Origin of the sequence: Sphingopyxis sp. L1A2A (assembly GCF_005502465.1) — a bacterium.
GTDB lineage: Bacteria > Pseudomonadota > Alphaproteobacteria > Sphingomonadales > Sphingomonadaceae > Sphingopyxis.
On sequence record NZ_SCOT01000004.1, the window covers coordinates 16839 to 43673 of the forward strand.

Annotated in this window: 28 protein-coding genes; 11 read left to right on the top strand and 17 right to left on the bottom strand. The window is 62.2% G+C overall.

Features of this window, described 5'->3' with window-relative positions; translation table 11 throughout:
- Positions 1-37: 37 nt before the first annotated feature.
- Genes FFS68_RS03835 through crtY form a run of 7 tightly spaced genes read right to left on the bottom strand, consistent with a single transcriptional unit; the run spans position 38 to position 5749 of the window.
- On the bottom strand, positions 38-556 hold the full coding sequence (locus tag FFS68_RS03835; protein ID WP_137751994.1) for an ATP-binding protein: 519 nt from the start codon (positions 554-556) through the stop codon (positions 38-40).
- Positions 553-1122, bottom strand: a complete 570-nt coding sequence (gene pnuC / locus FFS68_RS03840) for a nicotinamide riboside transporter PnuC (protein ID WP_137751995.1) — start codon at positions 1120-1122, stop codon at positions 553-555. The genes FFS68_RS03835 and pnuC overlap by 4 nt, the downstream gene beginning before the upstream one ends.
- A complete protein-coding gene (locus FFS68_RS03845; protein WP_137751996.1) occupies positions 1119-2093 on the bottom strand; it encodes a phytoene/squalene synthase family protein in 975 nt (324 codons plus the stop codon). Before FFS68_RS03845 ends, pnuC begins: the two co-directional genes overlap by 4 nt.
- On the bottom strand, positions 2093-2674 hold the full coding sequence (locus tag FFS68_RS03850) for a TIGR00730 family Rossman fold protein (protein WP_137751997.1): 582 nt from the start codon (positions 2672-2674) through the stop codon (positions 2093-2095). The genes FFS68_RS03845 and FFS68_RS03850 overlap by 1 nt, the downstream gene beginning before the upstream one ends.
- Positions 2671-3114, bottom strand: a complete 444-nt coding sequence (locus tag FFS68_RS03855) for a T6SS immunity protein Tdi1 domain-containing protein (RefSeq protein WP_137751998.1) — start codon at positions 3112-3114, stop codon at positions 2671-2673. The genes FFS68_RS03850 and FFS68_RS03855 overlap by 4 nt, the downstream gene beginning before the upstream one ends.
- Complete coding sequence (locus FFS68_RS03860) at positions 3111-4595, bottom strand: phytoene desaturase (protein WP_137751999.1); 1485 nt, start codon at positions 4593-4595, stop codon at positions 3111-3113. The genes FFS68_RS03855 and FFS68_RS03860 overlap by 4 nt, the downstream gene beginning before the upstream one ends.
- Complete coding sequence (gene crtY, locus FFS68_RS03865) at positions 4592-5749, bottom strand: lycopene beta-cyclase CrtY (RefSeq protein WP_137752000.1); 1158 nt, start codon at positions 5747-5749, stop codon at positions 4592-4594. The genes FFS68_RS03860 and crtY overlap by 4 nt, the downstream gene beginning before the upstream one ends.
- 46 nt (positions 5750-5795) lie before the next feature.
- Here crtY and FFS68_RS03870 point away from each other — a divergent pair, with 46 nt between their 5' ends.
- The 8 genes from FFS68_RS03870 (at position 5796) to FFS68_RS03905 (ending at position 14065) form a co-directional block, all read left to right on the top strand.
- Positions 5796-6548: a sterol desaturase family protein gene (locus FFS68_RS03870; protein WP_137752001.1), complete on the top strand. Its 753-nt coding sequence runs from the start codon at positions 5796-5798 to the stop codon at positions 6546-6548.
- A complete protein-coding gene (locus tag FFS68_RS03875; protein WP_137752002.1) occupies positions 6508-6903 on the top strand; it encodes a DUF2141 domain-containing protein in 396 nt (131 codons plus the stop codon). Before FFS68_RS03870 ends, FFS68_RS03875 begins: the two co-directional genes overlap by 41 nt.
- A 33-nt stretch (positions 6904-6936) precedes the next feature.
- Complete coding sequence (gene lnt / locus FFS68_RS03880) at positions 6937-8646, top strand: apolipoprotein N-acyltransferase (RefSeq protein ID WP_137752003.1); 1710 nt, start codon at positions 6937-6939, stop codon at positions 8644-8646.
- 67 nt (positions 8647-8713) lie between these two features.
- Entirely contained in the window at positions 8714-9937 is a 1224-nt protein-coding gene (gene metK, locus FFS68_RS03885; RefSeq protein ID WP_137752004.1) for a methionine adenosyltransferase, read from the top strand.
- A gap of 70 nt (positions 9938-10007) precedes the next feature.
- Positions 10008-11099 (top strand): hypothetical protein, encoded by a 1092-nt coding sequence (locus FFS68_RS03890; RefSeq protein WP_137752005.1) that lies wholly within the window; start codon positions 10008-10010, stop codon positions 11097-11099.
- A gap of 48 nt (positions 11100-11147) precedes the next feature.
- On the top strand, positions 11148-11861 hold the full coding sequence (locus FFS68_RS03895) for a tRNA (guanine(46)-N(7))-methyltransferase TrmB (protein WP_137752006.1): 714 nt from the start codon (positions 11148-11150) through the stop codon (positions 11859-11861).
- A gap of 45 nt (positions 11862-11906) precedes the next feature.
- The gene (locus FFS68_RS03900) at positions 11907-13220 is read left to right on the top strand and encodes a site-specific integrase (protein WP_231729164.1); all 1314 of its coding nucleotides are present in this window, start codon (positions 11907-11909) and stop codon (positions 13218-13220) included.
- 191 nt (positions 13221-13411) lie between these two features.
- Positions 13412-14065: a GntR family transcriptional regulator gene (locus FFS68_RS03905; protein WP_161786582.1), complete on the top strand. Its 654-nt coding sequence runs from the start codon at positions 13412-13414 to the stop codon at positions 14063-14065.
- A 74-nt stretch (positions 14066-14139) separates the two neighbouring features.
- Here FFS68_RS03905 and FFS68_RS03910 read toward each other — a convergent pair whose 3' ends face one another.
- Positions 14140-15345: a CaiB/BaiF CoA-transferase family protein gene (locus FFS68_RS03910; protein WP_037557658.1), complete on the bottom strand. Its 1206-nt coding sequence runs from the start codon at positions 15343-15345 to the stop codon at positions 14140-14142.
- A gap of 58 nt (positions 15346-15403) precedes the next feature.
- Here FFS68_RS03910 and FFS68_RS03915 point away from each other — a divergent pair, with 58 nt between their 5' ends.
- From FFS68_RS03915 to FFS68_RS03925, 3 genes are all read left to right on the top strand, one after another.
- Positions 15404-16489, top strand: coding sequence for a DMT family transporter (locus tag FFS68_RS03915; RefSeq protein ID WP_235211618.1), 1086 nt, complete (start codon positions 15404-15406; stop codon positions 16487-16489).
- A gap of 246 nt (positions 16490-16735) precedes the next feature.
- Positions 16736-17578, top strand: coding sequence for an IclR family transcriptional regulator (locus FFS68_RS03920; RefSeq protein WP_058540050.1), 843 nt, complete (start codon positions 16736-16738; stop codon positions 17576-17578).
- A gap of 72 nt (positions 17579-17650) precedes the next feature.
- A complete protein-coding gene (locus FFS68_RS03925) occupies positions 17651-18184 on the top strand; it encodes a TIGR02444 family protein (protein WP_058456271.1) in 534 nt (177 codons plus the stop codon).
- Here FFS68_RS03925 and FFS68_RS03930 read toward each other — a convergent pair.
- From FFS68_RS03930 to FFS68_RS03970, 9 genes are all read right to left on the bottom strand, one after another.
- Positions 18150-18491: a cytochrome c gene (locus tag FFS68_RS03930; protein ID WP_037557657.1), complete on the bottom strand. Its 342-nt coding sequence runs from the start codon at positions 18489-18491 to the stop codon at positions 18150-18152. The two genes, FFS68_RS03925 and FFS68_RS03930, sit on opposite strands and share 35 nt — an antisense overlap.
- A gap of 23 nt (positions 18492-18514) precedes the next feature.
- The gene (locus FFS68_RS03935; protein WP_037557721.1) at positions 18515-19975 is read right to left on the bottom strand and encodes an FAD-binding oxidoreductase; all 1461 of its coding nucleotides are present in this window, start codon (positions 19973-19975) and stop codon (positions 18515-18517) included.
- Between the two features lie 12 nt (positions 19976-19987).
- A complete protein-coding gene (locus FFS68_RS03940; protein WP_037557656.1) occupies positions 19988-20227 on the bottom strand; it encodes a non-oxidative hydroxyarylic acid decarboxylases subunit D in 240 nt (79 codons plus the stop codon).
- The gene (locus FFS68_RS03945) at positions 20224-21702 is read right to left on the bottom strand and encodes a non-oxidative hydroxyarylic acid decarboxylases subunit C (protein WP_052182498.1); all 1479 of its coding nucleotides are present in this window, start codon (positions 21700-21702) and stop codon (positions 20224-20226) included. Before FFS68_RS03945 ends, FFS68_RS03940 begins: the two co-directional genes overlap by 4 nt.
- Positions 21702-23162, bottom strand: coding sequence for an aldehyde dehydrogenase family protein (locus FFS68_RS03950; protein WP_037557719.1), 1461 nt, complete (start codon positions 23160-23162; stop codon positions 21702-21704). Before FFS68_RS03950 ends, FFS68_RS03945 begins: the two co-directional genes overlap by 1 nt.
- A gap of 33 nt (positions 23163-23195) precedes the next feature.
- On the bottom strand, positions 23196-24749 hold the full coding sequence (locus FFS68_RS03955) for an FAD-binding protein (RefSeq protein ID WP_037557655.1): 1554 nt from the start codon (positions 24747-24749) through the stop codon (positions 23196-23198).
- Entirely contained in the window at positions 24746-25318 is a 573-nt protein-coding gene (locus tag FFS68_RS03960; protein ID WP_052182497.1) for a hypothetical protein, read from the bottom strand. The genes FFS68_RS03955 and FFS68_RS03960 overlap by 4 nt, the downstream gene beginning before the upstream one ends.
- Complete coding sequence (locus tag FFS68_RS03965; RefSeq protein WP_231732769.1) at positions 25318-25941, bottom strand: UbiX family flavin prenyltransferase; 624 nt, start codon at positions 25939-25941, stop codon at positions 25318-25320. The genes FFS68_RS03960 and FFS68_RS03965 overlap by 1 nt, the downstream gene beginning before the upstream one ends.
- 133 nt (positions 25942-26074) lie before the next feature.
- A complete protein-coding gene (locus FFS68_RS03970) occupies positions 26075-26785 on the bottom strand; it encodes an aldolase/citrate lyase family protein (protein ID WP_231732770.1) in 711 nt (236 codons plus the stop codon).
- Positions 26786-26835: the final 50 nt, after the last annotated feature.

A 26835-nucleotide genomic window follows, 5' to 3' on the forward strand; every position in this document is an offset into this window, starting at 1 on the left:
CCTCCCCATCGCTGCGCGACAGGGAGGATTAATCAAATCAGACCAACCCCGCCGCCGCGATCGCCGCCAGCGCACTGCGCAGCCGAGCGTCGCCGTCACCCTCGACCCAGGCCCATTTCAGCTTTCGCCGATCGAGTTCGCCAATCGCAACGTCCATGAACTGCCGCCGCGCCAGGTCGCTGCCGAACAGGCGGGTGCCGTCCTCCTGCCATTCGAGGTCCATCGCCGGGACCAGATAAAGGTCCGCGACATCGTCCCACCGATCGATTTCAGGCAGGCGGCGGCCGAGCAGCATGATTGCCCACGCCTGCGTCATCAGCGCGTCGGTGTCGGAGATCAGCCAGTCGGGGTTTTGCTCGCGGGCCAGCCTGGTCGCCGCGACATGCCCGTCGAAAATCGCCAGCAGGTCGATGTCGTCCAGATCGGTGCCATTGGCCTCTGCATAAGTGCGGCCATATTCGGGAACGACCAGCCCGCCCAGCCGCAGGGCCAGGCGCGGTGCCAGCGTCGATTTGCCGGTGCTTTCGGCGCCGTGGAAACAGATATGGTGCGTCATAGCGCCACCCTGCCCGTTGCCGCGGCGCGGCGCCACTGGATCAGCCCGTCGATCGACAGGCCGAGCAGCACGACATAGACCGCGCTGGTCGCATAGAGGCCGCGCGAGGCGAACAGCGGGATCGCGATCAGGTCGACGAGAATCCACAGATACCAGCTTTCGACCCGCCGCCGCGCGAGCAGCCATTGCGCCGTGATACTGAGCATCGCGATCGCACCGTCGATCCACGGCGCGACGGCATCGGTATGGCGGTCCATCGCAAAGCTCCACGCGGCCCACGCGATGATCGTCACCGCGGCCCAGATATGGCGCGATTGGGCGTCCAGCCAGCCGACCGGCACCCCGCTGTCGTCCTTGGCGCGCAGCCAGCTGGCCCAGCCGTAAAGATTGAGCGCGAAGAAAAAGCCCTGCAATACCATGTCGCTGTACAGCCGCGCGTCATAGAAAACGATCGCGTAAAGGCTGACCGCGACGAGCGCGAAGGGATAGTTCCACACGCTGCGCAGCGCCACGAGCGCCACGTTGATCAGCACCAGCGCCGCCGCCAGCCATTCGAGCTGGCTCATGCGGCGGGTTCCAGCCCCGCCGCATCCACGCGCGGGCGCGTCCACAGCCCGTCGCGGCTGATCCGGCGGCCCGGCGGGCGGCGCAGCACCGACCAGCCGGCGCGCGCGATCCAGCCGAACTTGGCCAGCCGCGTCGTGCTGGCGCGGTGGTCCCACGCATGGTCGCCGCGGGCACGGACTTCGCGCGCGATGTCGCCGTAAATGCCCGCGGCGGCGAGCACCGCCCAGCGGCTGCGCGGCTGCAGTTTGCGCGCGCCCCAGCGCGCCGACGCCTCATATTCCTCAGCCATTTCGGCGAGCCATTTGGCCATGACCGACAACCGCCCGCGAAAAGCGGGGTGCATATGTTGGCCGGGCGGAATGTCGAGTTCGACCATCCATTCCATCGGCAGGTAACAGCGGTCGGCGGCGGCATCCTCGGCCACATCGCGCGCGATATTGGCGAGCTGAAACGCGATGCCGAGGTCGGACGCGCGATCGAGCGTCGCTTCGTCGGCGGGATCGACCCCCATGACCTGTGCCATTGCGACCCCGACTGCGCCGGCGACATGATAGCAATAACGCAGCAGATCGGCCTCGCTGCGCGGGCGCCAGTCATCGGCATCGAGCGCGAAACCGGCGATGATGTCGTCGATGACCGCGCGCGGGATCGCGACGTCGGTGAGCAGATAACCGAGCGCATCGAACGCTTTGTCGCCGGTCGACTCTCCGGCGAAGGCGGCATCGGTGAGGGTGCGGATGCGCGCGAGAGCGGCCTGCGCATCATGATCCTGCGACATCGCGCCGCCATGATCCTGTCCGTCGGTCAGATCGTCGGCAGCGCGGCACCAGGCGTAGAGCAGCCAGACGCGCTCGCGGGTTTCGCGGTCGAACAACTGGCTGGCCAGCGCGAAACTTTTCGATCCGCGCGCGATGCTGTCGTGCGCGAAACCGTGGAGGGCGTGCGCGTCATAGACCCCCGCCGCGTCCATTATAGATCGTCGGCCTTCATCGCAAAGATCGGCGCATGGGGTTCATAGGTCGCCATCTTGTCGAGGAGGTCGTCGAGCCCGGCGTCGACGATCATGATCCCGGCGTGCGCGGGGCGGATGAAACCGACGTCGATCATATTCTGGTTGAACGCGATCAGGTCGTTGTAGAATCCGGCGGCGTTGAGCAGTCCGACGGGCTTGCTGTGATAACCCAGCTGCGCCCAGCTGATCGCTTCCCACAATTCGTCCATCGTGCCGACCCCGCCGGGGATGGTGAGGAAACCGTCGGAGAGGTCGGTGAACATCTTCTTGCGTTCGTGCATGCCCGAAACGACGTGCAATTCGGTGCAGCCGCGGTGCGCGACTTCGGTCCCGACGAGCGCGTCGGGGATCACCCCTATGACTTCGCCGCCCGCCTCGAGCGCGCTATCAGCGACCGCGCCCATCAGCCCGAGGCGGCCACCGCCATAGACGACGCCGATGCCGCGGTGCGCCAGCGTGCGGCCAACATGGCGCGCGGTGTCGATATAGATCGGATCGGCAGGGGTCGCGGACCCGCAATAGACGGCAAGACGTTTCATTCGGTCACTTTCAATTCGAATTTCGTTCCCTCCGGAAGGTGACGTGTCTGCTCCTCGACGCTTCCGGTGAACCGGACCAATTCGACGATCGGCACGATCCAGAGATTCTCGGGGTTATAGTCACCTGCGAGCAGGGCATGAGGTGTCAGCGAGTAACAGCAGCCTAGTGGCGGCGCTCCTAGTCGATCTTGCGCTTGTGCAACAAGATTTTCTGCGAACCAAGCCTGTTTCACCTCAGCCTTGTTCATATGCACGAACAGTTGCTCCTCGGTGTCAGCGATGCGATCGACCTGACGGAGCTCGGGATCGAGATACCAGAAGCGGCCATCCTCGTCGCGGATCACCAAATGGCCAACGGGGCTGATCGCCGTAACGTCTGCGGCACGCAGACCGGTCCATCCCCAACCGTCTCCAATCGCATCGATCAGTTCGTCACTCATTCCACGCCCCCGATCATCAAGGCTGCCGTCGCTTTCGCGCTGCCGACGACCCCCGGGATGCCCGCGCCCGGATGCGTCCCCGCGCCGACGAAATAGAGGTTCGAAATCACATCGTCGCGGTTGTGCGCCCGGAACCACGCCGATTGCCACAGCACCGGCTCCAGACTGAACGCGCTGCCGAGATGCGCCGACAGATCGCGCCCGAAATCGGCGGGGGTGTAATGGAAGCTGGTCGCGAGATTGGCCTTCAGCCCCGGCAGCACCCGCGCCTCGACCTCGTCCAGGATCGCATCGGCAAATTGCTGGCCGAACGCGCCGTCCCAATCGACCTTTGCCTTGCCCAGATGCGCGACCGGGGCGAGGACGTAGAAGGTCGAGTAACCCTCGGGCGCCATCGCCTTGTCGGTCGCGGTCGGGTGGTGAAGGTAGAGCGAGAAGTCGTCGGGCACGACGCCATTCTTGTAAATATCGTCGAGCAGCCCCTTGTAACGCGGGCCGAACAGGATGCTGTGATGCGCGATGTCGGGATACTCGCCTTTGACCCCGAAATGGACGACGAACAGCGACGGTGACCAGCGTTTGCGCGCCAGCGACTTGGCGGCTTTCTTGCCGCGTGGATGATCCGACAACAGCGCGGCATAATTGTGCATCATGTCGCCGTTCGACGCGATCATATCGGCCTCGCCGCGCCAGCCGCTCGCGGTCTGCACCGCGGTCGCGCGGTCACCCTGCGTTTCGATCTTGGTCACCGGATCGGCGAGGCGGAGCGTGCCGCCCAGCCGTTCGAACAGCGCCACCATGCCCGCGACCAGCTTGTTGGTGCCGCCACGCGCGAACCAGACACCGCCCTCTTTTTCGATCGTGTGGATCAGCGCGTAGATCGAACTGGTGTTCATCGGGTTGCCGCCGACCAGCAGCGTGTGGAACGACAGCGCCTGGCGCAATCTTTCGTCCTGCACATAAGACGACACAATCGAATAGACGCTGCGCCACGCCTGATATTTCATCAGCGCCGGCGCCGCCTTGATCATTGAGGCGAAATCGAGGAAGGCGGCCGAGCCGAGCTTGACATAGCCCTCCTCATACACCCCCTTCGAATAGGTCAGGAATTTCTCGTAACCCGCGACATCGGCGGGATTGAGCTTGGCGATCTCGGCATTGAGCGCCGCTTCGTCGTTCGAATAATCGAAATTGGTGCCATCGGGCCAGTTGAGCCGGTAAAAGGGCATCACCGGGTCGAGCGTCACATCGGCGACCATGTCCTGCCCGCTGAGCGCCCATAATTCCTGAAGGCATGGCGGATCGGTGATCACCGTCGGCCCGGCGTCGAAGGTGAACCCCTGCCGCTGCCAGTGGTAACCGCGCCCGCCAGCCTTGTCGCGCGCCTCGACGATCGTCGTTGCGACCCCCGCCGATTGCAGCCGGATCGCGAGCGCAAGCCCGCCGAAGCCGGCGCCGATGACGATCGCGGTACGAGTCATTTCCAGTCCAGTTTCGCAAGCGCCGCAATCGCGCGGCGTACAGATACGGGCGGCTTGCCCGACAGGATGCGCAATTTGTCTGCGGTGTTCGACCGCCCGGCATAGAAGCGCGCGATCAGGCCGGGCGCGAGGCCGTAAAAGCGCTGGAAGATGCGGTAACGCTCGCCCGGATCGGCGGCGCGGAACAGCAGCGCGCCGAGCATGCGATAGAAACGCTGGCGGCGCCATGACCCCGCGGCGCGACTGCGCAGCCGGACGCCGAGGTCTCCACGATCGATCAGCGCGGGGAGCGCCGCCGCCGTGCGCACGGCATCGGGCAGCGAATAGCCGGTCATCGCGTGGAATACCCCGGCGCGCACCCCGATCCGCGCGGTGCGGTCGATCGCGGGCCACAGCCGGTCGAACGCGCCCGCGACGACGACGGGGAGCACCCCGGTTTCCTCGCGCGTGACGGCGGTGACATTCCACTGCCGCCGCGCCGCATAGGTCGCGATCCGGTCGCGCACCGCTGCGACGTCAAGGTCCGGGGTGTCACTGTAATAGGTGTCCTCGACAAAGACCGTCTCGGCATCGAAAGGCAGCAGATAGACGAAGCGATAGCCGTCCATTTGCTCGACGGTCGCGTCCATTACCAGCGGGCGGTCGATTCCATGCCCGCCCTCGACGGTCAGCGCCTGCCCGACGAATTTCTGCCAGCCGCAGTCGAGCATCGCCAGTTTCCCGACACCGCGCGCGTCGATGACATGCTTTGCCGACAGCCGCCCGCCGCGCGCCAGCAGCACATGGTCGGGCGCGACATGTTTGGCCTTGTCGGCGATGATCCGCCCCGGCGGCAGTGCCGCGGCGACCGCTTCGGCGAGCGCCTCGCCGGTAATGCTCTTATACCCCATCCGTACCCGGCGCTCGCGCGCGGGGAAGGCGACGTCATAGCTGTCCCAATGGTGGCGGACGAGCGGCGCGACGAGCCAGCGATCGCGCTTGGCAATGTCGCTGTCGAAGAAGGACCAGATATGATTGCCGCCGATGGCGCCCGGTTCGACCAGCCGCACGTCGAGCGCGGGGCGCTTTGCCGCAAGCGCCAGCGCGGCGAGCCCACCGGCCAGCCCGCCGCCGACGATGGCAATGTCGCAATAATCGGGTTCGGCCGCGGTCATCCGTCCGCCCTAGCCGCCGCGCGCGCGGGCGGCTATCGCTTCATGCATGGATGCGATCATTTTCTCCGCGCTAGCGATGACCGCGATCGTCGGGGTCCGCTACCTGATCAGCAGCGGCGGTTTTGCGCTGGCGACGCGGATCAGACACCCCGGCCTCTATCGCGGGCTGGAACCGCAGATACGGCGCGAGATCGGCTGGAGCCTCGCCAGCGCCGCGATTTACGGGGTCCCCGCGGGCATCGTCGCATGGGGGTGGCAGGCGCACGGCTGGACGCGCATCTACACCCACGTCGATGCCTGGCCGCTCTGGTATCTGCCGGTCAGCCTGCTCGCCTATCTGCTCGCGCACGACAGCTGGTTCTACTGGACCCACCGCTGGATGCATCGACCGCGCCCGTTCCGCATCGCGCATGCGGTGCATCATGACAGCCGCCCGCCGACCGCCTGGGCGGCGATGAGTTTCCATCCGATCGAGGCGATCACCGGCGCGGTTGCCATTCCGGCGCTGGTGTTTCTGATCCCGATCCATGTCGCGGTGCTGGGACTGGTGCTGACGATCATGACGGTGATGGGGGTCGGCAATCATATGGGGTGGGAAATGTTCCCGCGCGCGCTTGTTCATGGACCAGTCGGGCGGTGGCTGATAACCGCAACGCATCACGAGCAGCATCATGCCGCTTACCGGGGGAATTATGGCCTGTATTTCCGTTTCTGGGACAAGATTTGCGGCACCGATATTGGGCTTGGCAGTTTTGCCGATGCTCACAGCCGCAGCGAGCGCGCCGCCGCCGACAATTGACGTCAGCGTAGCCGGATTGCGCAGTACCAAGGGACAGATACTCGTCTGCCTGACCGCCAACCCCAAGGCATTTCCCGATTGCAGCAAGGACAAGGCGTCGGTGCGGCTGGCGGTGAAAGCCGCGAACGCGGGTCATTTCAAGGTCGCCGCCCCCGTGGATGGCACCTATGCCATCGCCGTCGTCCACGATGAAAACAGCAACAACAAGATGGATATGGCGCTGTTCATGCCCAAGGAAGGCTTCGGCTTTTCGCGCAATCCCGCGATCGGCATGGGGGCGCCCAAGTTCAAATCGGCCAGCTTTGCGATCACCGGCGACACACGCCAGGCGATCAAGATGAAATATATGCTCTAGTGAGCATCGCGGCGCCCGGCTAAAGCAGGGCGCGTGACCGCGCTATCCCCCCGCATCGCCGCTTTTGCCGACCGCTGGCCCAAGCTGATTGCTCTCGCGCTCGGCGCCGTTTCGGCGACTGGATTTGCGCCCTTGCATTTGTGGCCACTGACTTTGCTCGCGCTCGCGGGCTGGTTGGCGCTGGTGGCGCGCAGTCCCAAGGGCTGGCGAACGTTCGGCATCGGCTGGGCGTTCGGGGTCGGGCATTTTGTCGTCGGACTGAACTGGATCGCAACGGCGTTCACCTATCAGGCGGCGATGCCCGCATGGCTGGGGTGGGTCGCGGTGGTGCTGCTGGCGCTTTATCTGGCGGTGTATCCGGCGTTGGCCGCGTGGGGGGCGTGGGCCATGACCAACTTCGTCGCCCCCGCGCAGGCGGGGACCGACAGCGCAACGCCGCCAACGGCCCCCGCCTTCGCGGGGGCGACGCTGTCCTTCATCCTCGCTTTCGCGGCGCTGTGGACGCTCACAGAATGGCTGCGCAGCTGGGTGTTCACTGGCTTTGCGTGGAATCCGCTGAGTGCGATCATCGCGCCGATGACGCCGATGCTCTCAACGACGCGGCTGGTCGGTACCTACGGAATGTCCGCGATCGTCATGCTGGCGGCCGGGTTTGTTGTTGTCCAAGCGGCGCAATGGCTGCCCGCATGGCGGCGGGCACTCGGCCCGTCGTTGAAGGATGGCACATTTCCGTCCATCATTCTCGGCGGTATATTGGTCGCGGCCGCAGTCATCACGCTGGTATTTGCTCAGGCCAGCGCAGTTGGCAATTTGGTGGACACCACCGTCAATGCGGCGGATTCGCCGCAACCGAAAACCATCCCCATCACCGTCGTCCAGCCCAATGTCGGGCAAGCCGACAAATGGGTCGGCGCCAAGGCAGACGCCAATTTCGCCAAGCTCGCGCGGCTGACCGCGCCGAAGGACGATACCCCGCGGCTGATCCTGTGGCCCGAGGCGGCGGTGCCCGATTATCTCGAGGCGGGCTATCCGCTGCCCTATTATGACCGCTCGCCCGCCGCGGCGCGGGCACGGTTGACCGCGCTGATGAACCCCGGCGACCTGATGCTGCTTGGCGCATTGAAGCTCGAGCTCGACAAGACCGGCGACGTCGTCGGCGCCCGCAACGCGGTGATGACTGTCCACGCCGACGGCACCCTCGGCCCACGTTATGACAAGGCGCATCTGGTCCCTTATGGCGAATATCTGCCGCTGCGCCCAGTGCTGTCGGCGATCGGCCTGTCGCGGCTCGCCCCCGGCGACATCGATTTCTGGCCCGGTCCGGGCGCACGCACGCTCGACCTGGGCGCCTTTGGCCGCGCCGGGCTGCAAATCTGTTACGAGATCATCTTTTCGGGGCAGGTCGTCGACCGCGAGCACCGCCCCGATTTCATCTTCAACCCGTCGAACGACGCATGGTTCGGCGGCTGGGGGCCGCCGCAGCATCTGGCGCAGGCGCGGCTGCGCGCGATCGAGGAAGGGCTGCCGGTCGTGCGCGCCACCCCGACCGGGATCAGCGCGGTGATCGACGCCGATGGCCGCGTCCTCGAATCGCTGCCGATGCACGTCGCGGGACGGATCGACACCGTCGTGCCGCCCGCGCATGCCCCGACGCTGTTCGCGCGTCATGGCAACATGCTGCCGGTCGGATTTGCGCTGCTGTTGCTCGCGGCGGCCATTGCCTTTCGCCGCCGCGGACGCTAACAGCACCCGCACATAAAGCATCCTTTATATCCGATTCCCCTCTGATCAATTCCAAGAAGGCTCCCCCATGCGCAACAGCTTCCTCTTCACCTCTGAAAGCGTGTCCGAAGGACATCCCGACAAGGTGGCCGACCAGATCAGCGATTCGATCGTCGACCTGTTCCTGTCGAAGGATCCCGAGGCGCGCGTAGCCTGCGAAACGCTGACCACGACGCAGCTTGTCGTGCTGGCGGGTGAAATTCGTGGGCGCGGGATCATGGACGAAGACGGCAATTGGGCGCCGGGCGTGCCCGAGGAAGTCGAGGCCGCGGTGCGCGCGACCGTCCGCGACATCGGCTATGAACAGTCGGGTTTCCACTGGCAGACGTTCCGTTTTGAGAACAATCTGCACCCGCAATCGGCGCATATCGCGCAGGGCGTCGATGCCGGCGAGAACAAGGACGAGGGCGCAGGCGATCAGGGGATCATGTTCGGCTATGCGTCGGACGAAACCCCCGACCTGATGCCCGCAACGCTGGATTACAGCCACAAGATCCTCGAGCGCATGGCCGCCGACCGCAAGGCGGGCAACGCGCCGTTCCTCGAGCCCGACGCCAAGAGCCAGGTCACGCTGCGCTACGCCAACGAACGCCCGGTCGAAGCGACCGCGATCGTCGTGTCGACCCAGCATGCGCCGGGCTATTTCTTTCACAACGGCGACGGCGACGAGGCGAAGTACACCGAACTGCGCAAATATGTGCTGGGCGTGATCGCCGATGTGCTGCCCGCCGAGCTGCTGACCGCCAACACCGTCTATCACATCAACCCGACCGGCTGTTTCGAGATCGGCGGCCCCGACGGCGACGCCGGGCTGACCGGCCGCAAGATCATCGTCGACACTTATGGCGGCGCGGCGCCGCACGGCGGCGGCGCATTCAGCGGCAAGGATCCGACGAAGGTTGACCGTTCGGCGGCCTATATCACCCGCTATCTGGCCAAGAATATCGTTGCCGCCGGGCTCGCGCGCCGCTGCACGATCCAGCTGTCCTATGCGATCGGCGTTGCCGAACCGCTGTCGATCTATGTCGATCTGCACGGCACCGGCACCGTCGAGGAAAGCCGCATCGAAGCGGCGATCCCGCAGCTGGTGCGCCTGACCCCGAAGGGCATCCGCACCCATCTCGGGCTCAACAAGCCGATCTACAAGCAGACCGCCGCCTATGGCCATTTCGGCCGCACGTCCGAAGGCGACAGCTTCCCGTGGGAACGCACCGACCTGACCGACAAGCTGAAAGCCGCGCTCGCCGCCTGAGGCGACGCCGCAGCGCTTGCCATCATCGTCCCGATCTGACAGCACTCGCGTCGGATCGGGGAGGTTGCGCATGGCAAGTCATTGGTTGAAAATCCTTTTGGCAGCGCTGGTTGCCACGGGCATCGGGGCCGCGCCCGCGGCGGCGCAACAGCCGCTGCCGCTCAAGGATGGCAAGGCGTGGAAACACAAGCATAGCGGCATCGTCGTTCCAGCGACGCTGGGCGGCGCGGCGCGCGAGCGTGGCATGGCCTATGCCGCCGACGATCTCGACGTCGGCCTGTCCTACATTGTCGGCGATGCCGTCGAATCGATGTCCTTCTATGTGTTCCGCAAGACCAACGGCGCGGTGCCGGTGTGGTTCGCGCAGGCGCAATGGGGGATCGAGAATCGCGACACGTTCGGCCACCCGGCGATCGCGATGGCCGCGCAAGCCTTTGTCCCGCCGAACCAATCGACCGCATCGGGGTTGAAAGCTGTCTATGAGCCAAAGGGCGGCGCGTATCGCAGCACGGGCGTGGCGATGCTGCAGGTCGGGGATTGGTACGTCAAGCTGCGCGCCTCGTCGCAGACACGCTCGCCCGCCGAGCTTTCGCAGTGGATGGACGCCGCATTGGCGGAAATCCAGTGGCCGCGGAAAATTCCCCTCGCGCCTGAAGCGGCGCCCATCGGCGATTGCACCGCCCCGCTCAGCTTTCCGGTCGCGGCAAAGGACGCCCCGAAAAACAGCGGTGCGGACATGATGTCCAGCCTATTGACCATGGCCGCGGCGCGCAGCAAAGCCAAACCGACGCCCGAGACGACCGCTGCGCTCGCCGCCGCGCGCTGGTGCCGCGACCCGGATCTCGGCGGCAATACAAGGGTCTATCGTCAGAATGCCGATGCCGAAAATTACCTGCTGGCGGTTGGCGACAACGGCAATGGTATCTGGGTCGGACCTGACCCCGGGGCAAAGCTGATCGCGATGACCGAAAAGGGCAAGCCGGCCGAACCGCGTTATGCCATCACCGCGGTGACCGCGACGCAGAATATCGGTTTCGCCGCGCAGGACCAGCTGCCCTCACCGCAGCGCGTCATGGAGATTGTCGCCGCAAACCGCCGCGTCACGGCCGTTCCAACTTGGGGCAAGAACAAAACGATCAGCATCAACAACGACGCGCTTTAAGCGCGTGCTGCCTTGCGGCGGCCCGGTCGCGGCGCTAACCGGCGCGGCATGACTGCACACAAGCCCGGCGATCCGACGACGATCAACCGCCTCTATGGCCGCTCAAAGGGCAAGCCGCTGCGCGCCGGACAGCAGGATCTGGTCGACACGCTGTTGCCGCAGATCGCGGTTCCCGGCGATGGCGATGTCACCGCCGAGGCGCTGTTCGGCTATGACCGACCGCTCCATTTCGAAATCGGTTTTGGCGGCGGCGAGCATATGGCGGGACGCGCCGACATGCTGCCCGATCACGGCTTCATCGGCGCCGAGCCGTTCATCAACGGTGTCGCGCAGGCGCTCGTCCATATCGCGGGGGATCATGGTGCGAAGTTGCCGCTGGCCAACGTCCGCATCCATCATGGCGACGCGCTGGAGGTGTTGCAGCGCATCCCCGACGGCGCGCTGAGCTTTGCCTATCTGCTCCATCCCGATCCCTGGCCCAAGGCGCGCCATGCCAAGCGGCGGATGATGAACGACGGCCCGCTCGACCTGATCGCGGCCAAGCTGAAACCCGGCGGCGAGTTCCGCTTCGGCACCGACCACCCGATCTATCTCGGGCACGCGCTGATGGTCATGCGCCGCCACCGCCACCAGTTCGAATGGCTGGCCGAGGACGCACAGGATTTCCAGAACCGGCCGGGCGGCTGGCCCGAAACGCGTTATGAAGCCAAGGCGCGCCGGCTGGGCCACGAAGTCTGGTATTTTCGCTGGAGGCGTATATAGGAGTGCTATAGGGTTGAAAAGGCTAGTTTTTTATAGCCACTCCCTATGCTATCTTTTCCCCAATTACGCGGCAATTTCCGCCACGGTGATTGCCGGGTGATTGCTGGAAACGCCGTATTGGGAGACCAATTTATGGCAAGCGGAAAGATCACAAAACGGTCGGTCGATGCTCTCATTTCGAGCGGGCAACATGACATTCTTTGGGATGATAGCATAAAGGGTTTTGGCGCAAAGCGAACCAAAGCTGGCGCCGTGTCTTACGTGTTGCAATTCCGAATGGGCGGTCGCGAATCTAAGACGCGTCGCTACACGATAGGCAGCCATGGCTCGCCATGGACGCCAGCCACCGCCAGAGCCGAAGCGGAGCGACTGGCTATTCTGATCGCCCAGGGAATCGATCCAGGCGAAGCAGAGCGGCAACGACGGCGAGAGTCGGTCGATCTAGCCTTCGATAATTACTCTGATCGCTTCGCTGAGGCCTGCGTTGGAGAAGGCTGGAGGCGCCTCGTCAAGCGCAGCCTCGAGCTGCATGTAAAGCCGGTCTTGGGATCAAAGCCCCTTCCCAATCTTACGCGAATCGACATCGTTGCCGTCTTCGACCGCATGCCGCGCGCGCAGATCGCAAATATCCGTAACGTCTTCGCTGTTTTGCGCCGCCTTTTGCGCTGGGCCGTCAGCCGGGGAGATATCGATCGGAGTCCGATGGAAGGCATGGAAACCCCGCCCCCGGTCAAACCTCGCGATCGCTGGCTTTCAGACGAGGAGCTTGGCCGCATCTGGATGGCGGCGCCAAACACGCATTCCTGTTTCGGACCCATCATCCGCCTTCTGATCGTCACCGGTCAGCGACGAGAGGAGGTTTCGTCGCTGCGTTGGGAGGAACTCAACCGTAAAGATCTCCTATGGACCCTGCCCGGCGAACGGGCAAAGAATGGCGAGCCCAACCGAATTCCGCTCAACGAACTTGCAGTTGCGATCCTCGACGAGGTTGCCGGGTCGGCTATCTGGCCGCGTAGCGGCAGGATGTTCACGACCTCCAGGGGCGGAAGGTTCACCGGATATAGCAAAGGCAAGATCAAGCTCGACCTGCTTATGTCGCAAGACGGCCGCGAACCGTTACCGGACTGGCGACTGCATGACTTGAGACGAACTCTTGCAACCGGGTTTCAACGGCTAGGCGTTCGATTTGAAGTGACCGAAGCTGTGCTCAATCACGTCGGAGGTTCCCGCGCGGGCGTCGCCGGTATCTACCAGCGCCACGACTGGAAGGACGAGAAGCGCGAAGCAATGAAGAGTTGGAACGATCATCTGGCGGCGATCATTCGTTTGGCGAATATGGCGCGTGATCGCGCATGGTAAGCGCTTATAAAAAGACTTGCTGTCCACGATCGATTGCGCCGAACAAAATATGCAGAGTGAATCTGTCGATTTCCGTTGCGAACAGCTCTTGCAGCCGGATCCGTTCGCCAACGACTGACTCTTGCGTTCTTGCTGAATCAAGGGGGATATTCGCGGCGTGCGTAGCAGCGCCAAAGTTGGAGACAATTCGAGTGAACAAGAAGGATGAAATTTACGATCTTCTCGTTAGCCGAATGGTTGGCGCGCAATATAATTTTGGCCAGCGGCTGTCGGTCAAGGATCTTGTGAGCGATACCGGAGCGAGCCGCCAGCCGATCATGGCCGCGCTCAACCGTTTGAGTTCGGAAGGATTTGTTCGCATAATTCCGCAGGTCGGTTGCGAGGTGATAAATCCAAGCTATGACCAGATCGCAGATTTCTATATCATGTTTGAAAGGCTCGAGGGACTGCTGACGGAACTGGCGGCAGCGCGTCGGACCGATTCGCAAACGCGCGATTTGCGCGCGCTGCAAGCACGTATTCTCACGATCGACTTTGACGAGCCGCGCAGCGCGGTAATTTATTGCGAACTCAACCGTGCCTTCCATCAGCTCATCCACGATATGGCTCAGTCGCCCTTTCTCGACGCGCGGCAGAACAGCAATTTTGACATGTCTGATTTCTTCATCAACCAAGCCGGTGGTTTCAATCATTTCATGGCCGATACCGCACGTGAACATGATGAAATCATTGAGGCGATCGCTTCCAAATCTCCTGCCCGCGCGCGCGGGCTGGCAGAATCACACATCGGCGCGGTCGCCTCGTCGGCGTTGGCGGGCCTGCGAAAACATCGCGCCGCCGCCTAACTAATATTCATGAGAGCATGGTGAGGAAGGGCATGATCGGAGGCTCCATCGTCGCTCGGTGCGGTCGATGAGGATCACCCTATTACTCCTCTTGTCTTTAGCCCCACTACTTCTAAGTCGCCCAGTCCGAGCTCTCTCCGCAGAACGGAATCAGTATTCTCGCCCAAGAGCGGTGGTGGTGTGGAGGCAACCGCGCGCTCGCCATCGACTTTGATGGGGCTGGCTATGCCTGGAAGATCACCCAATTCCTTGTGGTTGAGCGAAATCTTCATTCCACGGTGCAGAACATGAGCGTCCTTAAAGACGTCCGAAATTTCATTGATCGGACCAGCCGGGACATCGGCGGCGTCGAGCCGTTCTATCCATGAAGCTGCGCCCGCGCCTACAAAGATCGGCGCCAACTCATCTTCCAGCGCCTGTTTGTTTCCGGCCCGCGAACCATTGGTGCCAAAGCGTGGGTCGTCAGCAAGGTCACTCCGCCCAATTGCGTCGCACAGCCGACGAAACTGAGAGTCGTTCCCGATTGCGAGATTGATCCCGCGGTCGGCTGTCGGGAAAGACTGGTATGGCACGATGTTGGGGTGAGCGTTGCCATAACGGGGCGGATTCTCCCCCGTGGCGAAAAAGTTAAAGGCTTGATTTGCAAGGGTGGCAACGGTGACATCGAGCAACGACACGTCGAGATGAGCGCCCTCGCCGGTATTTCCCCGCCGGACAAGAGCTGCCAGGATCGCGATCGCCGAGTAGAGACCCGTCATGATGTCAGACAGGGCAACGCCCGTCTTCATCGGGCCACTTTCCTGCGAACCCGTGACGCTCATTAATCCGCCCATGCCCTGCGCGATAAAATCATAACCGGGCCGGCCGCTATAGGGGCCGTCTTGGCCAAAGCCCGTCACGGAACAATAGACCAGGGCCGGGTTGGCCTCTCGCAGCCTCGCAGCGTCGAGCCCGTAGCGCTTGAGCGTCCCGACTTTGAAATTCTCAACGACAACGTCGCAACCGGCCGCCAAATCTCGAATAATCTGCTGTCCCTCGGCGTCGGTGAAATCGACGGCAATCGCTTCCTTTCCCCGATTTGCGCACAGATAATAGGCAGACGTTGCCTCTCCGCCGGCATAAAGCCAAGGCGGCCCCCAACGACGCGTGTCGTCCCCTTCGAGCGGGCGTTCGACCTTGATAACTGTGGCGCCCAAATCGGCCATGAGCTGCGTTGCCCAAGGTCCAGCAAGGACCCGACTGAGGTCAAGAATCCGAATTCCTTCTAACATTCGGGTCATGGTGCCCCTCCAGCGAGCGCCACCTTATGCGCTTCCTTATTGCATTTAGAAAAATGTGATGCACTATGTGCAACGCGATGACGCAGATCGGATCATGGTTCAAGCCAAATTTTGCGAGCCAGAAGAAGCGCAGGGCGGCGCACCAGATCGGCAAACTGACCAAAAGGGGCATCCATTGACGCATCGATTTCCAATATTTCAGCGAGCCTGGGGTTCTGCTGGCTTATTGCTTTGTGCAGCCTCGCTTTTTTGGGCCCTCAACCCCATTGTTGCGCGCGCAGTTCACCACCTCGTTACCCCCCTCGGCATGGCCTTTTGGCGATGGGTCGTAGCAATGGGGGTAGGCTTACTTTTCGCTTGGCCGCATCTTGTCGCGGATCGTCGCGCAATTCTGCAGAATTGGAAAATGCTGTCGTTTCTCGGAACGCTTGGGATCGGAGCGTTCGCCCTCGTGGTTTATTGGGGCCTTCAATATACAACGGCGACGAATAACCTGATGATGCAGGGCGCCATGCCTTCGATGATACTCCTGCTTTCGACAGTGATCTTTCGAGACCGAATTACGATCGGTCAGTTGGCAGGCACGCTCGTATCACTGGCCGGTTTGCTCGTCATCGTCGCGCAAGGAAGCCTAGCCAATATTCTGGCCATGACGTTCAACCGCGGAGATGCCGCCGCCCTTTTCGGCGTTTTTCTCTACTCGCTCTACTCGACCCTTTTGCGGAAGAAACCCGCCATACATCAGCTCAGCTTTCTCGTAACGCTGTTCGCGGTCGGGGCCGCAAGCATTGCCATCCCGTATCTTCTGGAGATTGCGCACGGCCATTATATGGCGGCGAGGATTGAGGTTCCGCTCGCCATCCTTTATGTCGGAATTTTCCCTTCGCTCCTTGCATATTTCTTTTTCAACCGTTCAGTGGATTTGATCGGTGTCGCTCGCGCGAGTATCTATATGAATCTGCCCCCAGTCTTTGGGGTTGCGCTTGCAATTCTCCTGCTTGGAGAACATCTCGCTCCCTTTCACATTGCGGGCGCGGCACTTGTCGGTGCAGGGGTGTTCATGGCGACACGCCGCGAGGACGAGCCGCCAGCAGCAGGCCGCGTCGAAACTGTGGCCGTCGAGGCTGCATCCTCGCCGCGCTAATTTTCACGTTCGATTTGCCGGCGGACACTGGCACACGGCAGGAGAGCGGATACGCGCGAATGGCTGGCAACAGGGCGCAATCTGCCATTGCATAGGAATGCCGCGCGGGCAGTTGCACAAGAAACGACTTTGCATCTTGAGATATGAATTGTATCTGTTGTTGCTTCCTAGAACCCTCGTATCCCTGCAAAAGGGACAAAATAAGAGAATGGAAGAAGTTTGGAACGTCAGGCAAAAAGCGTGAGAGTGACAGAGCTTGAAGACGATCACTCCGATATGTCCGCCTCTTCCAAATCGCCGCGCGATGTTGCGCAAAAGCCTCGCAAGAGTATCCAGTCGGTAGAGACTGGGGTCCGCGTGCTCGAAGCGCTGATATCTTGTCCCGGCGGCTGCGCACCCCTTCGCGATATCGCCGCGGGAGCCGAGATGTCGCGCAGCCAGGCGCACCGATATCTCCAGGCCTACATTAATACTGGGCTGGTCCAGCAGGAGCCTGCGGACGGTCGCTATTCTCTCGGTCCAACCGCCCTCAAGATCGGACTCTCGGCCTTGTCGAGGCTCGACGTTATTCGCATCACCACCGCCTATCTGCGGCAGCTTGCGGATGATCTCGAGACCACTGGTCTGCTCTCGATATGGGGTGACTATGGGCCGACGATCATCCGTTGGCTCGATGGCGGCGTTCCAATTGCGACGTCTTTGCACGTCGGATCGGTCCTTCCCATTCAGCATTCGTCTGCAGGGCTAGTTTTCATGGCTTTCCAGCCACTCCCTGCCTATAAGCGGCTGCTTGAACGTGAGCGCGCTGCGCGGACGTCCATCGATGAAATCGAGCTGCAAGCTATGCTGACGGAGATCCGGAGGCAAGGCTACGCCAAGGTGGACGGCCAAGTGGTACCGGGGCTCGCTGCCATTTCAGTCCCGGTATTCGACATGCAGGAAAAGCTGATCGCGGTGATTGGCGTACTTGGCCGGATGACCGACGAAAAATTCTTTTGCCAGAGCAATATCGACAAAGTCCAGGCCGCCGCTCTCAAAGCCAGCAACGCAATGGGCTGGCAGCCGGAGGAGATGCGTGGGGATTCCTGACCCGCTTGGTGCGATCGCCATAAACGGGAGCCTCCCGGGCGCTGGCATGCGAGGGGATTTCGGGGGCAGGACGTGAAGCCACTCGATCCCGACACCTTCTGGCGTTTCTCGGTATCAGCTTATGCGCAGCCCGGTGTAGCGGATATTTGCCTCAGCTTGCAGGACGACCATGGCTTCGATGTCAACCTCCTGCTTCTGTGCTGCTGGTTAGCGCAGCTGCGGTCGATCGTGCTTAGCGAGACGGAATTGCGTTTTCTCCTCGCAGAAATTGAGGCGACAAATTCAGAAGTCATCGGGCCACTGCGTCAGGCCCGCCGGTGGCTGAAAGCTCCCGCCAGTACCAGCGGGGCCTCGGCTGCCAAGGCGCAGCGTGTCCGGCGCCTCGTAAAGATGGCCGAACTCGAAGGGGAACGGCTGGCGCAGCACCTGCTAATCAGCGCGGCGAGTGCGCTTGGAGCTGAGAGCTGCGCGGACCGAATGAACGCCGCAAACCTCAGTCTGACGGCCTATACGCGGATCGTTAACGAGACTGACGCTGCCGATGCCTTGCAAAGCCTTGCGCGCCTCGTCGTCAAGGAGCGTTCGAAGGACCCTTTGCCGTCTTGATGTAGGTGAATACAAGATCCACATCGGCGTCTGTCAGCTCGGTTGGGCGGAATGGCGGCATTTCGATCAGCCCGTTTCGGACGACCGAGTGGACATAGTCCTTGTCGAGGTCCTTGCGGCCAATGAGGGGCGCAACGGGTCGCTCCATCTCTTCAAGCAGCATAGTGGCGGGATGACCCGGGCCCGGGTCGTGACAACCCGCGCAGTTCAGGGCATATAATTCTGCACCGTCCGGTTTGTCCGCATCTGACGATTTCGAACAAGCGGTTAGCATCAGCAGAGCGACCGCCAGCAATCCCATCTTCATGCTTTCGATTCCCTTGTTTGAGGTCAGGCCGACAGAAAGAGGTTCGCGGGATCGAGCGCGCGTTTCACGCGCGCGTGCAGTTGAGTTATCGCGCCGCTTTCATAGGTCGCCCTAGCAGAGGCGGCGAGCGCCGGCTCGACGTGCGTCTGTCCAAATCCGGCACCTGCCTGCGCATCGATCAGCTCGATAGCGCAGTCTCTCGCCCGTTTACTGCCCGCGGGACTGCCATCGAAGCACAAATACTGCCGATGCTGGGCAGAGCGCCAGACGGCATTCGTTTCTCCGACAAAATCGAAACCGTGCCGGCCGGAAATATCGCGCGACAAGTCATAAAGGCGAAGCCCTTCCTTGCCATCAACCGGGCTGATGGGGCCGATGTCGAGAGAGGATCCTCCGGCCCAGGCCGAAGGGCGGCCAAGTGCATTACCGACCGAACCAAGCATCATGCCTTTTCGCCACGCCCACAGTCCTTCCATCCCGGCTGCGGGAGCGGCCAGCACCCGCGAGCCTTTGATCGATGCGAACGCGTCCTGGACCATCGACCAAGCGATGCGAACATTGTCGGGGAGCCCGTAAAGCGAGCCGTAAAGAGTCCAGTAGCCAAGCCCGATCGACTCCCCGGCTTTTCGAACCTCGCCGGCGGACATTGGGCCGGTGCCGCCGAAGTCGCGGCGTACCTTGCCCGAACGCGCTGCTTCGTGCAGCGCATTTGCCACCGCCACGCCATTGGGGACGACCATATTGGTCTTGAGCGGGCCCAGTACATCGAGAAGTTTGCCAAGATCGTCTTCGTCCGGCACCGTGACAGCAAAGGATTGCGCTGCCGGGGGCTGGGGCATGAGCCAGAGGCCGAGCTTGGTCACGACGCCAAGATCGGATTGTGTGAAGAGCCCGTCGATCCAGGGCCCGTAACCAAATTTGAAGAGCTGCCAGCAGGTACTCTTGGGCATAGCACCCATCCCTGTCCGGACACTGCGGCCGTCGGCCAGCATCAACTCAAGCCCGCATTGCATAAGATAATGATCGGCATATGGGGTATAGCCCACGCGCCGCTTCAGAAAGGCGCTCGCCACCGATTCGTCGGGCTCACCCGGGCAATCGACCCAGAGCTTGAGCCCCCGCTCGCCTATCTGTTCGGAGAGTTGCCGAAAGGTGACGCCTGGCTCGACGAGGCAGTAAGCCAAGTTCTCATTGATCTCGAGAATCTCATTCATGCGGCCAAGATCGAGCAATATGATCTTGTCGCGTGCCGCCACCTCCTGACCTGCGACCGCGCGGCACACAGGTTGAAGCGCCGCTCCGGCCTCGCTCGCCACCGCGAGGACCTTGGCAAGTTGCTCGGTGTCGCGCGGCGCGATGATACCCAGGGGCAGGGCGACTCCGGAATGGAAGGGTGCGAGCGCCGCCGGATCGCGCGTTACCCCATCGGCACCGACCAGTGCTTCTAGCGCGTCGAGCGCGGCGGCTTGGCGATTTGCGTCCATCTTGATCACCCCCTATTTCCGCATGGTCGAAGGTTGCAGGACGATCGGAAAAAGATCCGGCTCCGAAACATCGATCGCGAACTCCTCGGCGCGCACACGCGGGTCGATCGCACTCGCCGGCTCGCTGTCGCGCCAAGAGAAACAGCAGGCCGTGCAGCGATGGATTGTCCAAATCGTTTTCTCGCCATCGACGCCGCGGAAATCAGGGATCGAAGCGTCGGAGCCACATCGCGGGCAATGGGGTGCAGTCATAGCGTCTCGCCTCGTTGCATCGCCTGGATCCGTTTGCCGAGGTCATCGATAGTCTGGCCGGTGGGCGGGGTGACCAGATGTGCCTCGCCCACCGGATCGGGCGGGAGATAGCTTGTTGCGTCGATAATCAGATGGTGCCCCTTCCCCGGCGTCACGGCAGCGGGGTCGATCGGGACCATCGCCATGTTCGGCAGGACGATGATGTCCTCCGCGCGCGTCCGGGTCGACAGGGCCCACATGACCTGGTTGAGATCGAAGGGATCGATATCGCCATCGACCATGATCAGATTTTTCAGATACATGAGGCCATGGGGCGTACCAAGCGCGCGGAGCGCCACGGATTTTGCGAAGCCCGCCATCCGGTTCTTGACCGCGATGATCGCTGTCAGTCCGTGCTGGTACAGCGCATTCACCGCGGTGACTTCGGGAAAGGTCTGGCGCAACTGTGCATAGATGGGCGCCGACGTATGAAGACCGATCAACGTGTCGTGCTCCGTCCAGCCACGACCGATGTAGATATTCTCGAATATAGGGTTCTTTCGGTGCGAGACGGCGGTCACCTTGAAGACAGGGGCGCGTCGCACGCCGCTGTAGGATCCTGGGAATTCACCGAACGGCCCTTCGAAGACGCGCTCACCAAGCTGGAGCTCGGCTTCGATGACGATCTCGCTATCCGCGAGGATGTCGATACCGTTGCCGGAATTCGTCAGCCGGATCGGCGCTCCCATCATCGCCGAGGCATAAGCATATTCGGACTCGTCGTAGCCGATTGGTGTTGCTGCGAACAACGCGACGCCGGGATGGTTGCCGAGCATGACGGCGATCTTGAGCGGCAGGCCTTCGCGTTCCGCTGCGAGGATCTGGCGTCCCATGTCATGCGACGGGATCGTCATCAGGCTGAAGCGATCGGGACCCTGGATCTGAAGCCTGTAGATGCCGACATTCTGCTTGCCGAAATTTTCCGGATCCAACGGATCGCGCGAAGCCACCGACGCCTTGGCCAAATAGAAACCCCCGTCAAACTCGTTGATGCGATACACGGGCAGCAGGTCGTAGAGATTGATATTCTCCTCGTGCCGGCACTCATGGACAGGCGCCTGCCCCTCGGAAACGCGGCTGATCTGGGCAGAGGCATCGCCCCAGCGCCCGGCTATGTCGAAGAACATATCCCGGATTGTGGTGCCTTTTGGCTGACCCAGGAGCAGCGCGATATTATCCCAAGAGCCGTGCACCCCGACAACCGTGCGTTTCCCGGGGTAGCCCGCTATATTGTCGAACAGGATCGCAGGAGCATGGTTGACATCGCGCGAGGCGGCCACGGCAATGTTGCGCAGGTCGGGCTCGGGCATGATCCGGTCCGTCCAGGTAATGGCCTGCCCATATTCTTCGAGGAGCTCCAGAAAATCGCGCAGCGATCCGACGCCTCTTGCGCGATCGGCGAGGTTGGCGCGAATGGATGACTTTCCTTGAGACATCAGTGTGCTCCCCCAACGGCCGCGTCGGTCTGGATGCTCACCCATTTCCACTCGGTCATGATTTCAAGATCGGCCTCGGTGCCCTCGCGGCCAAATCCGGAAGCCTTGGAACCGCCGAACGGCACGTGAGGCTCGTCGTGCAACGTGGGCGCGTTGACATGGACCATCCCGGACTCGATTTCGCGAGCGAACCGAAGCGCCTTGTCGATGTCGCGCGTGAAGATCGCGGCGCTCAGGCCATATTCGGTGTCGTTGGCAAGCCGGAGGGCTTCATCGAGGTCATCGAACGGATAGAGCGACGTGACCGGCCCGAAGGTTTCCTGGGCCGCTACCTCCATCCCGGGCTGGACACCGGAGAGGATGGTCGCATGGCACACATGGCCCGTCCATTCGCCCCCGGCGAGTATTTCGGCTCCCTTGCCGCGGGCGTCATCGATATGCTGCCGCACGCGCGCGCGCTGACGCCCGGAAATGATAGGACCCAGCATCGTTGCGGGATCGCGCAGATCGCCGGATGAGAGTTTCGCAGCTGCAGCAGCGAAAGCCTTGGAGAACCGGTCGAAGATCGGACGTTCGACATAGATACGCGACGCCCCCATGCACACCTGGCCCTGATACATGAAGATGCTGAAGATCGCGGCCGCCACGGCCTTTTCGATGTCGGCGTCGGCGCAGACGACGAGAGGACTCTTCCCGCCGAGTTCGAGGGTATATTTCTTGAAGCCTTCAGCTGCGATGCGCGCGATATGCCGCCCGACCCGGGACGAGCCCGTGAAGGTGATCGCGCGAACCTTGGGATGGCCAGTAAGCGCATCGCCGATTTTGGCGCCGTCCCCATATACAATGTTGAACAGGCCTTCGGGCACGCCTGCTTCCTCCCAGAGGCGCGCGAGTTGATCGGCCACGCGCGGTGCCGCTTCCGACGGAAGCAGGACGAAGGCATTGCCCGTCGCGAGCGCCATGGCCGACTGCTTGATCCCCTTGATCAGCGGGACGTTGAACGGCGTAATGCCGGCAACGACTCCGACCGGTTCGCGAAAACTCATGCTGACGCGGCCGGGCGCATCGGATGGAATAGTCTCGCCGCGAATGCGCCGGGGAACGCCTGCGGCCGCGCGCAAGAAGCTCGTGGCGAACCGGGTCTCGAAACCGGCCTTTGCGATCGGCGAGCCGATTTCATCAACGAGCGTGTCGGCAAATTGCGATGCGTCACGCTCCATGAGAGCCGAAGCCTTTATCATCCATCCCTCGCGCGCGGCTGCGGAAAGGTCGCGGTTCCGGCGATAGGCCGTGTCGGCCGCCTCAACTGCTCGATCGACGTCGGCCGGAGTCCCGGCAGCCGCCCGGGAATAGAGACTGTCGTCAATCGGGTTCAGGCTTTCGAAATAAGCGCCGTCGCCAGGGGCAACCGGTGACCCGCCGATCCAGTGGTCAAGCCCCCTCACTTCGTCCTTACGCATCATGAATCTCCTGGGAGCGTGGGTCGCGTGGCATCAGGGACGCGCCGACTTCGGCCATATGCCCTGCTTTCCGGGCGAAAGAATGCCGTTGGGATCGAGAGCGTCCTTCAGGCGGTGATGGAGATCCCAAAGCGCCCCGTCGTTGTAACGATAGGTTCCAGCAATCTGGTCCATGAAGGCGAGATGAGTACGATATTCGCCGAACCCCGCCGCCGCGGCCTCATCCACCAGGAGACTGAAGAGATCGTGGGCGCTCTTGCGCATCGTTTCATCGGCCCGATTGTACATGATCATCAAAATGTGATGCATGTCCCGCCAGCCGACCAGAAACTCCCCGATGTAGTCGAAGCCGAATTCGTGGCAGCGTTTCTTGATCAGATTATATTGAGCCAAGGCTTCCGCCCCGTCGGGCGCGGAAATCGGGGAAAAGTTGACGTGTCCCCCTCCGCCGATCCAGTTCATGATGCTGAACTCGGTCATATTGGGTTCGCCGCGCATGAGCTTAACGCGATAATCCCACGCAGGATCATTCTCGCGCGCGAAGTGGAACTTGGCGCCCGGAATGTTGCTGAATGCCTCCTCGATCAATTTCCAATTATTCTCGATCATGGGCGGTGGTCCGTAGAGGGCGCCGTAATAATTCCACATCCCGAGATTGAGGTCCGCGGCGATCTTCGTCCGGATCGACGGCGGGAGCGGCCCCTTGCCGTCATAATAATGTCGCCGCGTGGTCTTCGCCGAGGCCTCCCACAATAGGTCGACCGCGACCGCTGCGTTAGGGATCACCTGATTCACCTTGAGCGGGCGCGTGATCTCGAAAATCTGCTCGAGATCCTCTTCGCGTGGAAAGGTGATCATGAACGGCTTGTAACCGGGCGGCTCCGGCATCAGCCAGATGCCGAGTTTGGTGACGACGCCGAAATTCGACTGGGTGAACATGCCATCGAACTGCGGTCCGAGCCCATGTTTGCTGATCTGCCAATGCTTGCTGTTAGAGATGCCTCCCTGGCCCGTGCGAACGACCTGGCCATCGGCAAGCACAACTTCCATCCCGCATTGCATAATGAAGTGATCGCCATAGGGCGTGTAGCCGGCGCCATGCTCGAGCGCGTTCCCCATGACGCCGCCCCAGGCGGGCGCTGCCGGATCGATCCACAATTTGCTGCCGATCCGCTGCAGGTGGCGATAAAGCTGCATGTAGGAAACGCCCGGCTCGACCAGCGCATATCCATATTTTTCGTTGACTTCGATGATCCGGTTCATCCGTTTCAGATCGAGGACAAGATATCCGGATTTGCGGGGTGCCGGCCCGCCATATGCGAAGTTCCGTCCAGTCCCGATGGTCCAGATCGGCAATCGGAAGCTGTTGGCGATGGCAAGGATCCGCTGCACCTGTTCGACGCTTTCCGGAGCGACGGCGGCAGAAGGAAGCAGAGTGCCATCGGCAAGCGGCGAATACGCGTCGCGGTAAGTCGACAGCGGAAGCTCGTCGACGAAAACCCAGGTTTTGCCGACGACGCCTGCGAGTTCATCGAGGGCCCGTGAAAAGTCGGCCGCCGCAATTCCCTCGGGCAGCGGCGGCCTCACCGCGTTTCTCCGGCAAGCCGAAAGGCCCAGGTCACAAGTAGGCCGGGGCTATTCGAGGCGAGTGCACATTCCCCCGAAATGCACGCGGCCCGGCGCGGTGATGATTTGTGGCCGTCCAGCTCATCGCGAACTTTCTGCGCAACGACGGCGGGCCAAGTATATTGCGGGAGCGCGCCCAAGCCGGGGGCGGCGCCGATGCGGTGTGTCCAGCGGCCCGCCTCATAGGAATGTTCCCATCGAAGCAAAGGCTCCGCTCCACTCTCGATGAGCAACTGGGCCGCAATCATTGCAGCGGGGTCGGAGGTCAGGCCTGCAATCACCTGCGCGCCGCGGGGCCAGTCGCCAAGCAACTCATCCAGCCCGCTTCCGACATCCAGCGCGAGAGACTTTTTCGAAGACGATATGAGGGACGCGGCAAAACGCTCGCTTTCCTCAACCCTTGGCTGGCTGACGACGAGAACGGCCTCTTCGTCCGCCGCACTTCCTGACCGGAAGCGGGAGGCTCCAACCAGACCCGCGCAAAAAACCCCGGCGCCCAATAGCTCCCGGCGCATCAGCACTGCCGCCATCAAATTGTCCTTTCCGATTTATCCGCCTGCGCCAGAGGCATCACTTCTGCGCCCTTCAGTCCGGTCCATCGGCGATCGGCGGCCCGATGGATGCCGAACTGGTCGAGGACCCGGATGCAGCTATGGTCGACGATTTCGTCGATCGACGATGGCCGAGCGTAGAACGCCGGGACGGGTGGGAAAATTATCGCCCCCATTTCGGTACAGGCTGCCATGTTTCGAAGATGGGCAAGGTTCAGGGGCGTCTCTCGCACCATGAGCGTTAATGGACGACGCTCCTTGAGCATGACGTCGGCAGCTCGGGTGATCAGATTGTCGGAGAGCCCATTGGCGATCGCCGCAAGGGTGCGCATGGAGCAGGGCGCGACAATCATGCCGTCACAGAGAAACGATCCGCTCGCGATACTGGCGCCGACATTCCGTATGTTATGAACCACGTCAGCCGACGCTTCAAATTTTTTCAGCGTTAGCGGCAGTTCCTCGCGGATGTTGAGCACGGCTGCCTGGGAGACCACGAGGTGCGTTTCGCAGCTCGGATCTTCACGCAGCATTTCCAGCAGACGCAGACCGTAGATTGATCCTGTCGCGCCGGTGATCGCGATCACGATCTTTTGCAACGTCATCGCCCCCGCCGGCGGAGGCCGCCTGTATCCGGTCGATTCGGCACTAGCATAGCCCGCTCCCGATTTCCTATTTGGACACAGCGTACAATCCGTTGCTTATTGTGCAAGGCCAAAACCGGCGCGCGGATCGCGGTCACTGGCGGAATCGATCGAGCAGCCCGCGTGCCGCATCGGCGAGGGCGAACGCATCTATTCCGACAGCGACGAAGCTTGCGCCGCCGGCGAGATGTGCATCGAGAAGCGCGAGATCGCGCGACAGAATTCCCGCTGGCTTTCCCGCGGCAAGGATGCGGGACAACGCGCCCATCGTGAGCTCGCGCACCCGCTCCCGGTTGGCGCTTCCCAAGAGCCCGGCCGACGCTGCCAGATCGGCTGGACCGATGAACAGCGCGTCGATCCCGTCGACGCCGGCGATTGCTTCGATATTCTCGACACCCTGAATCGTCTCGATTTGCGCAATCAGACAAAGCCGCTCGTTGGCATCGGCAACATGGGTCGCAATGCCGCCCCAGCGCGATGCCCTTGCACCGCCGATGCCTCGGCTGCCCGATGGGGGGTAGCGGCATGCTTCGACCAACCGGAAGGCCTGCTCAGCCGTTTCGACCATCGGAACCATGAGGGTCGTCGCTCCCAAGTCGAGGATTTGACGGATCGCGACGGGGTCTGATGAAGGCACGCGCACGACGGCAGCGCAGGGCGGGCAGGACGCTATTGCCCGCAATTGCTCGATTATCCCGGGCAGAGTTTGCGGTCCGTGCTCGGCATCGACAAGGAGCCAGTCGAACCCCAGTCCGGCGCAGATTTCGGCGATGTCGGCGTTCGCCAGCGCCAGCCAGAATCCCATCTGCGTCCGCCCTTCGGCGAGCGCGACTTTGAAATGGTTGGGAGGATTTG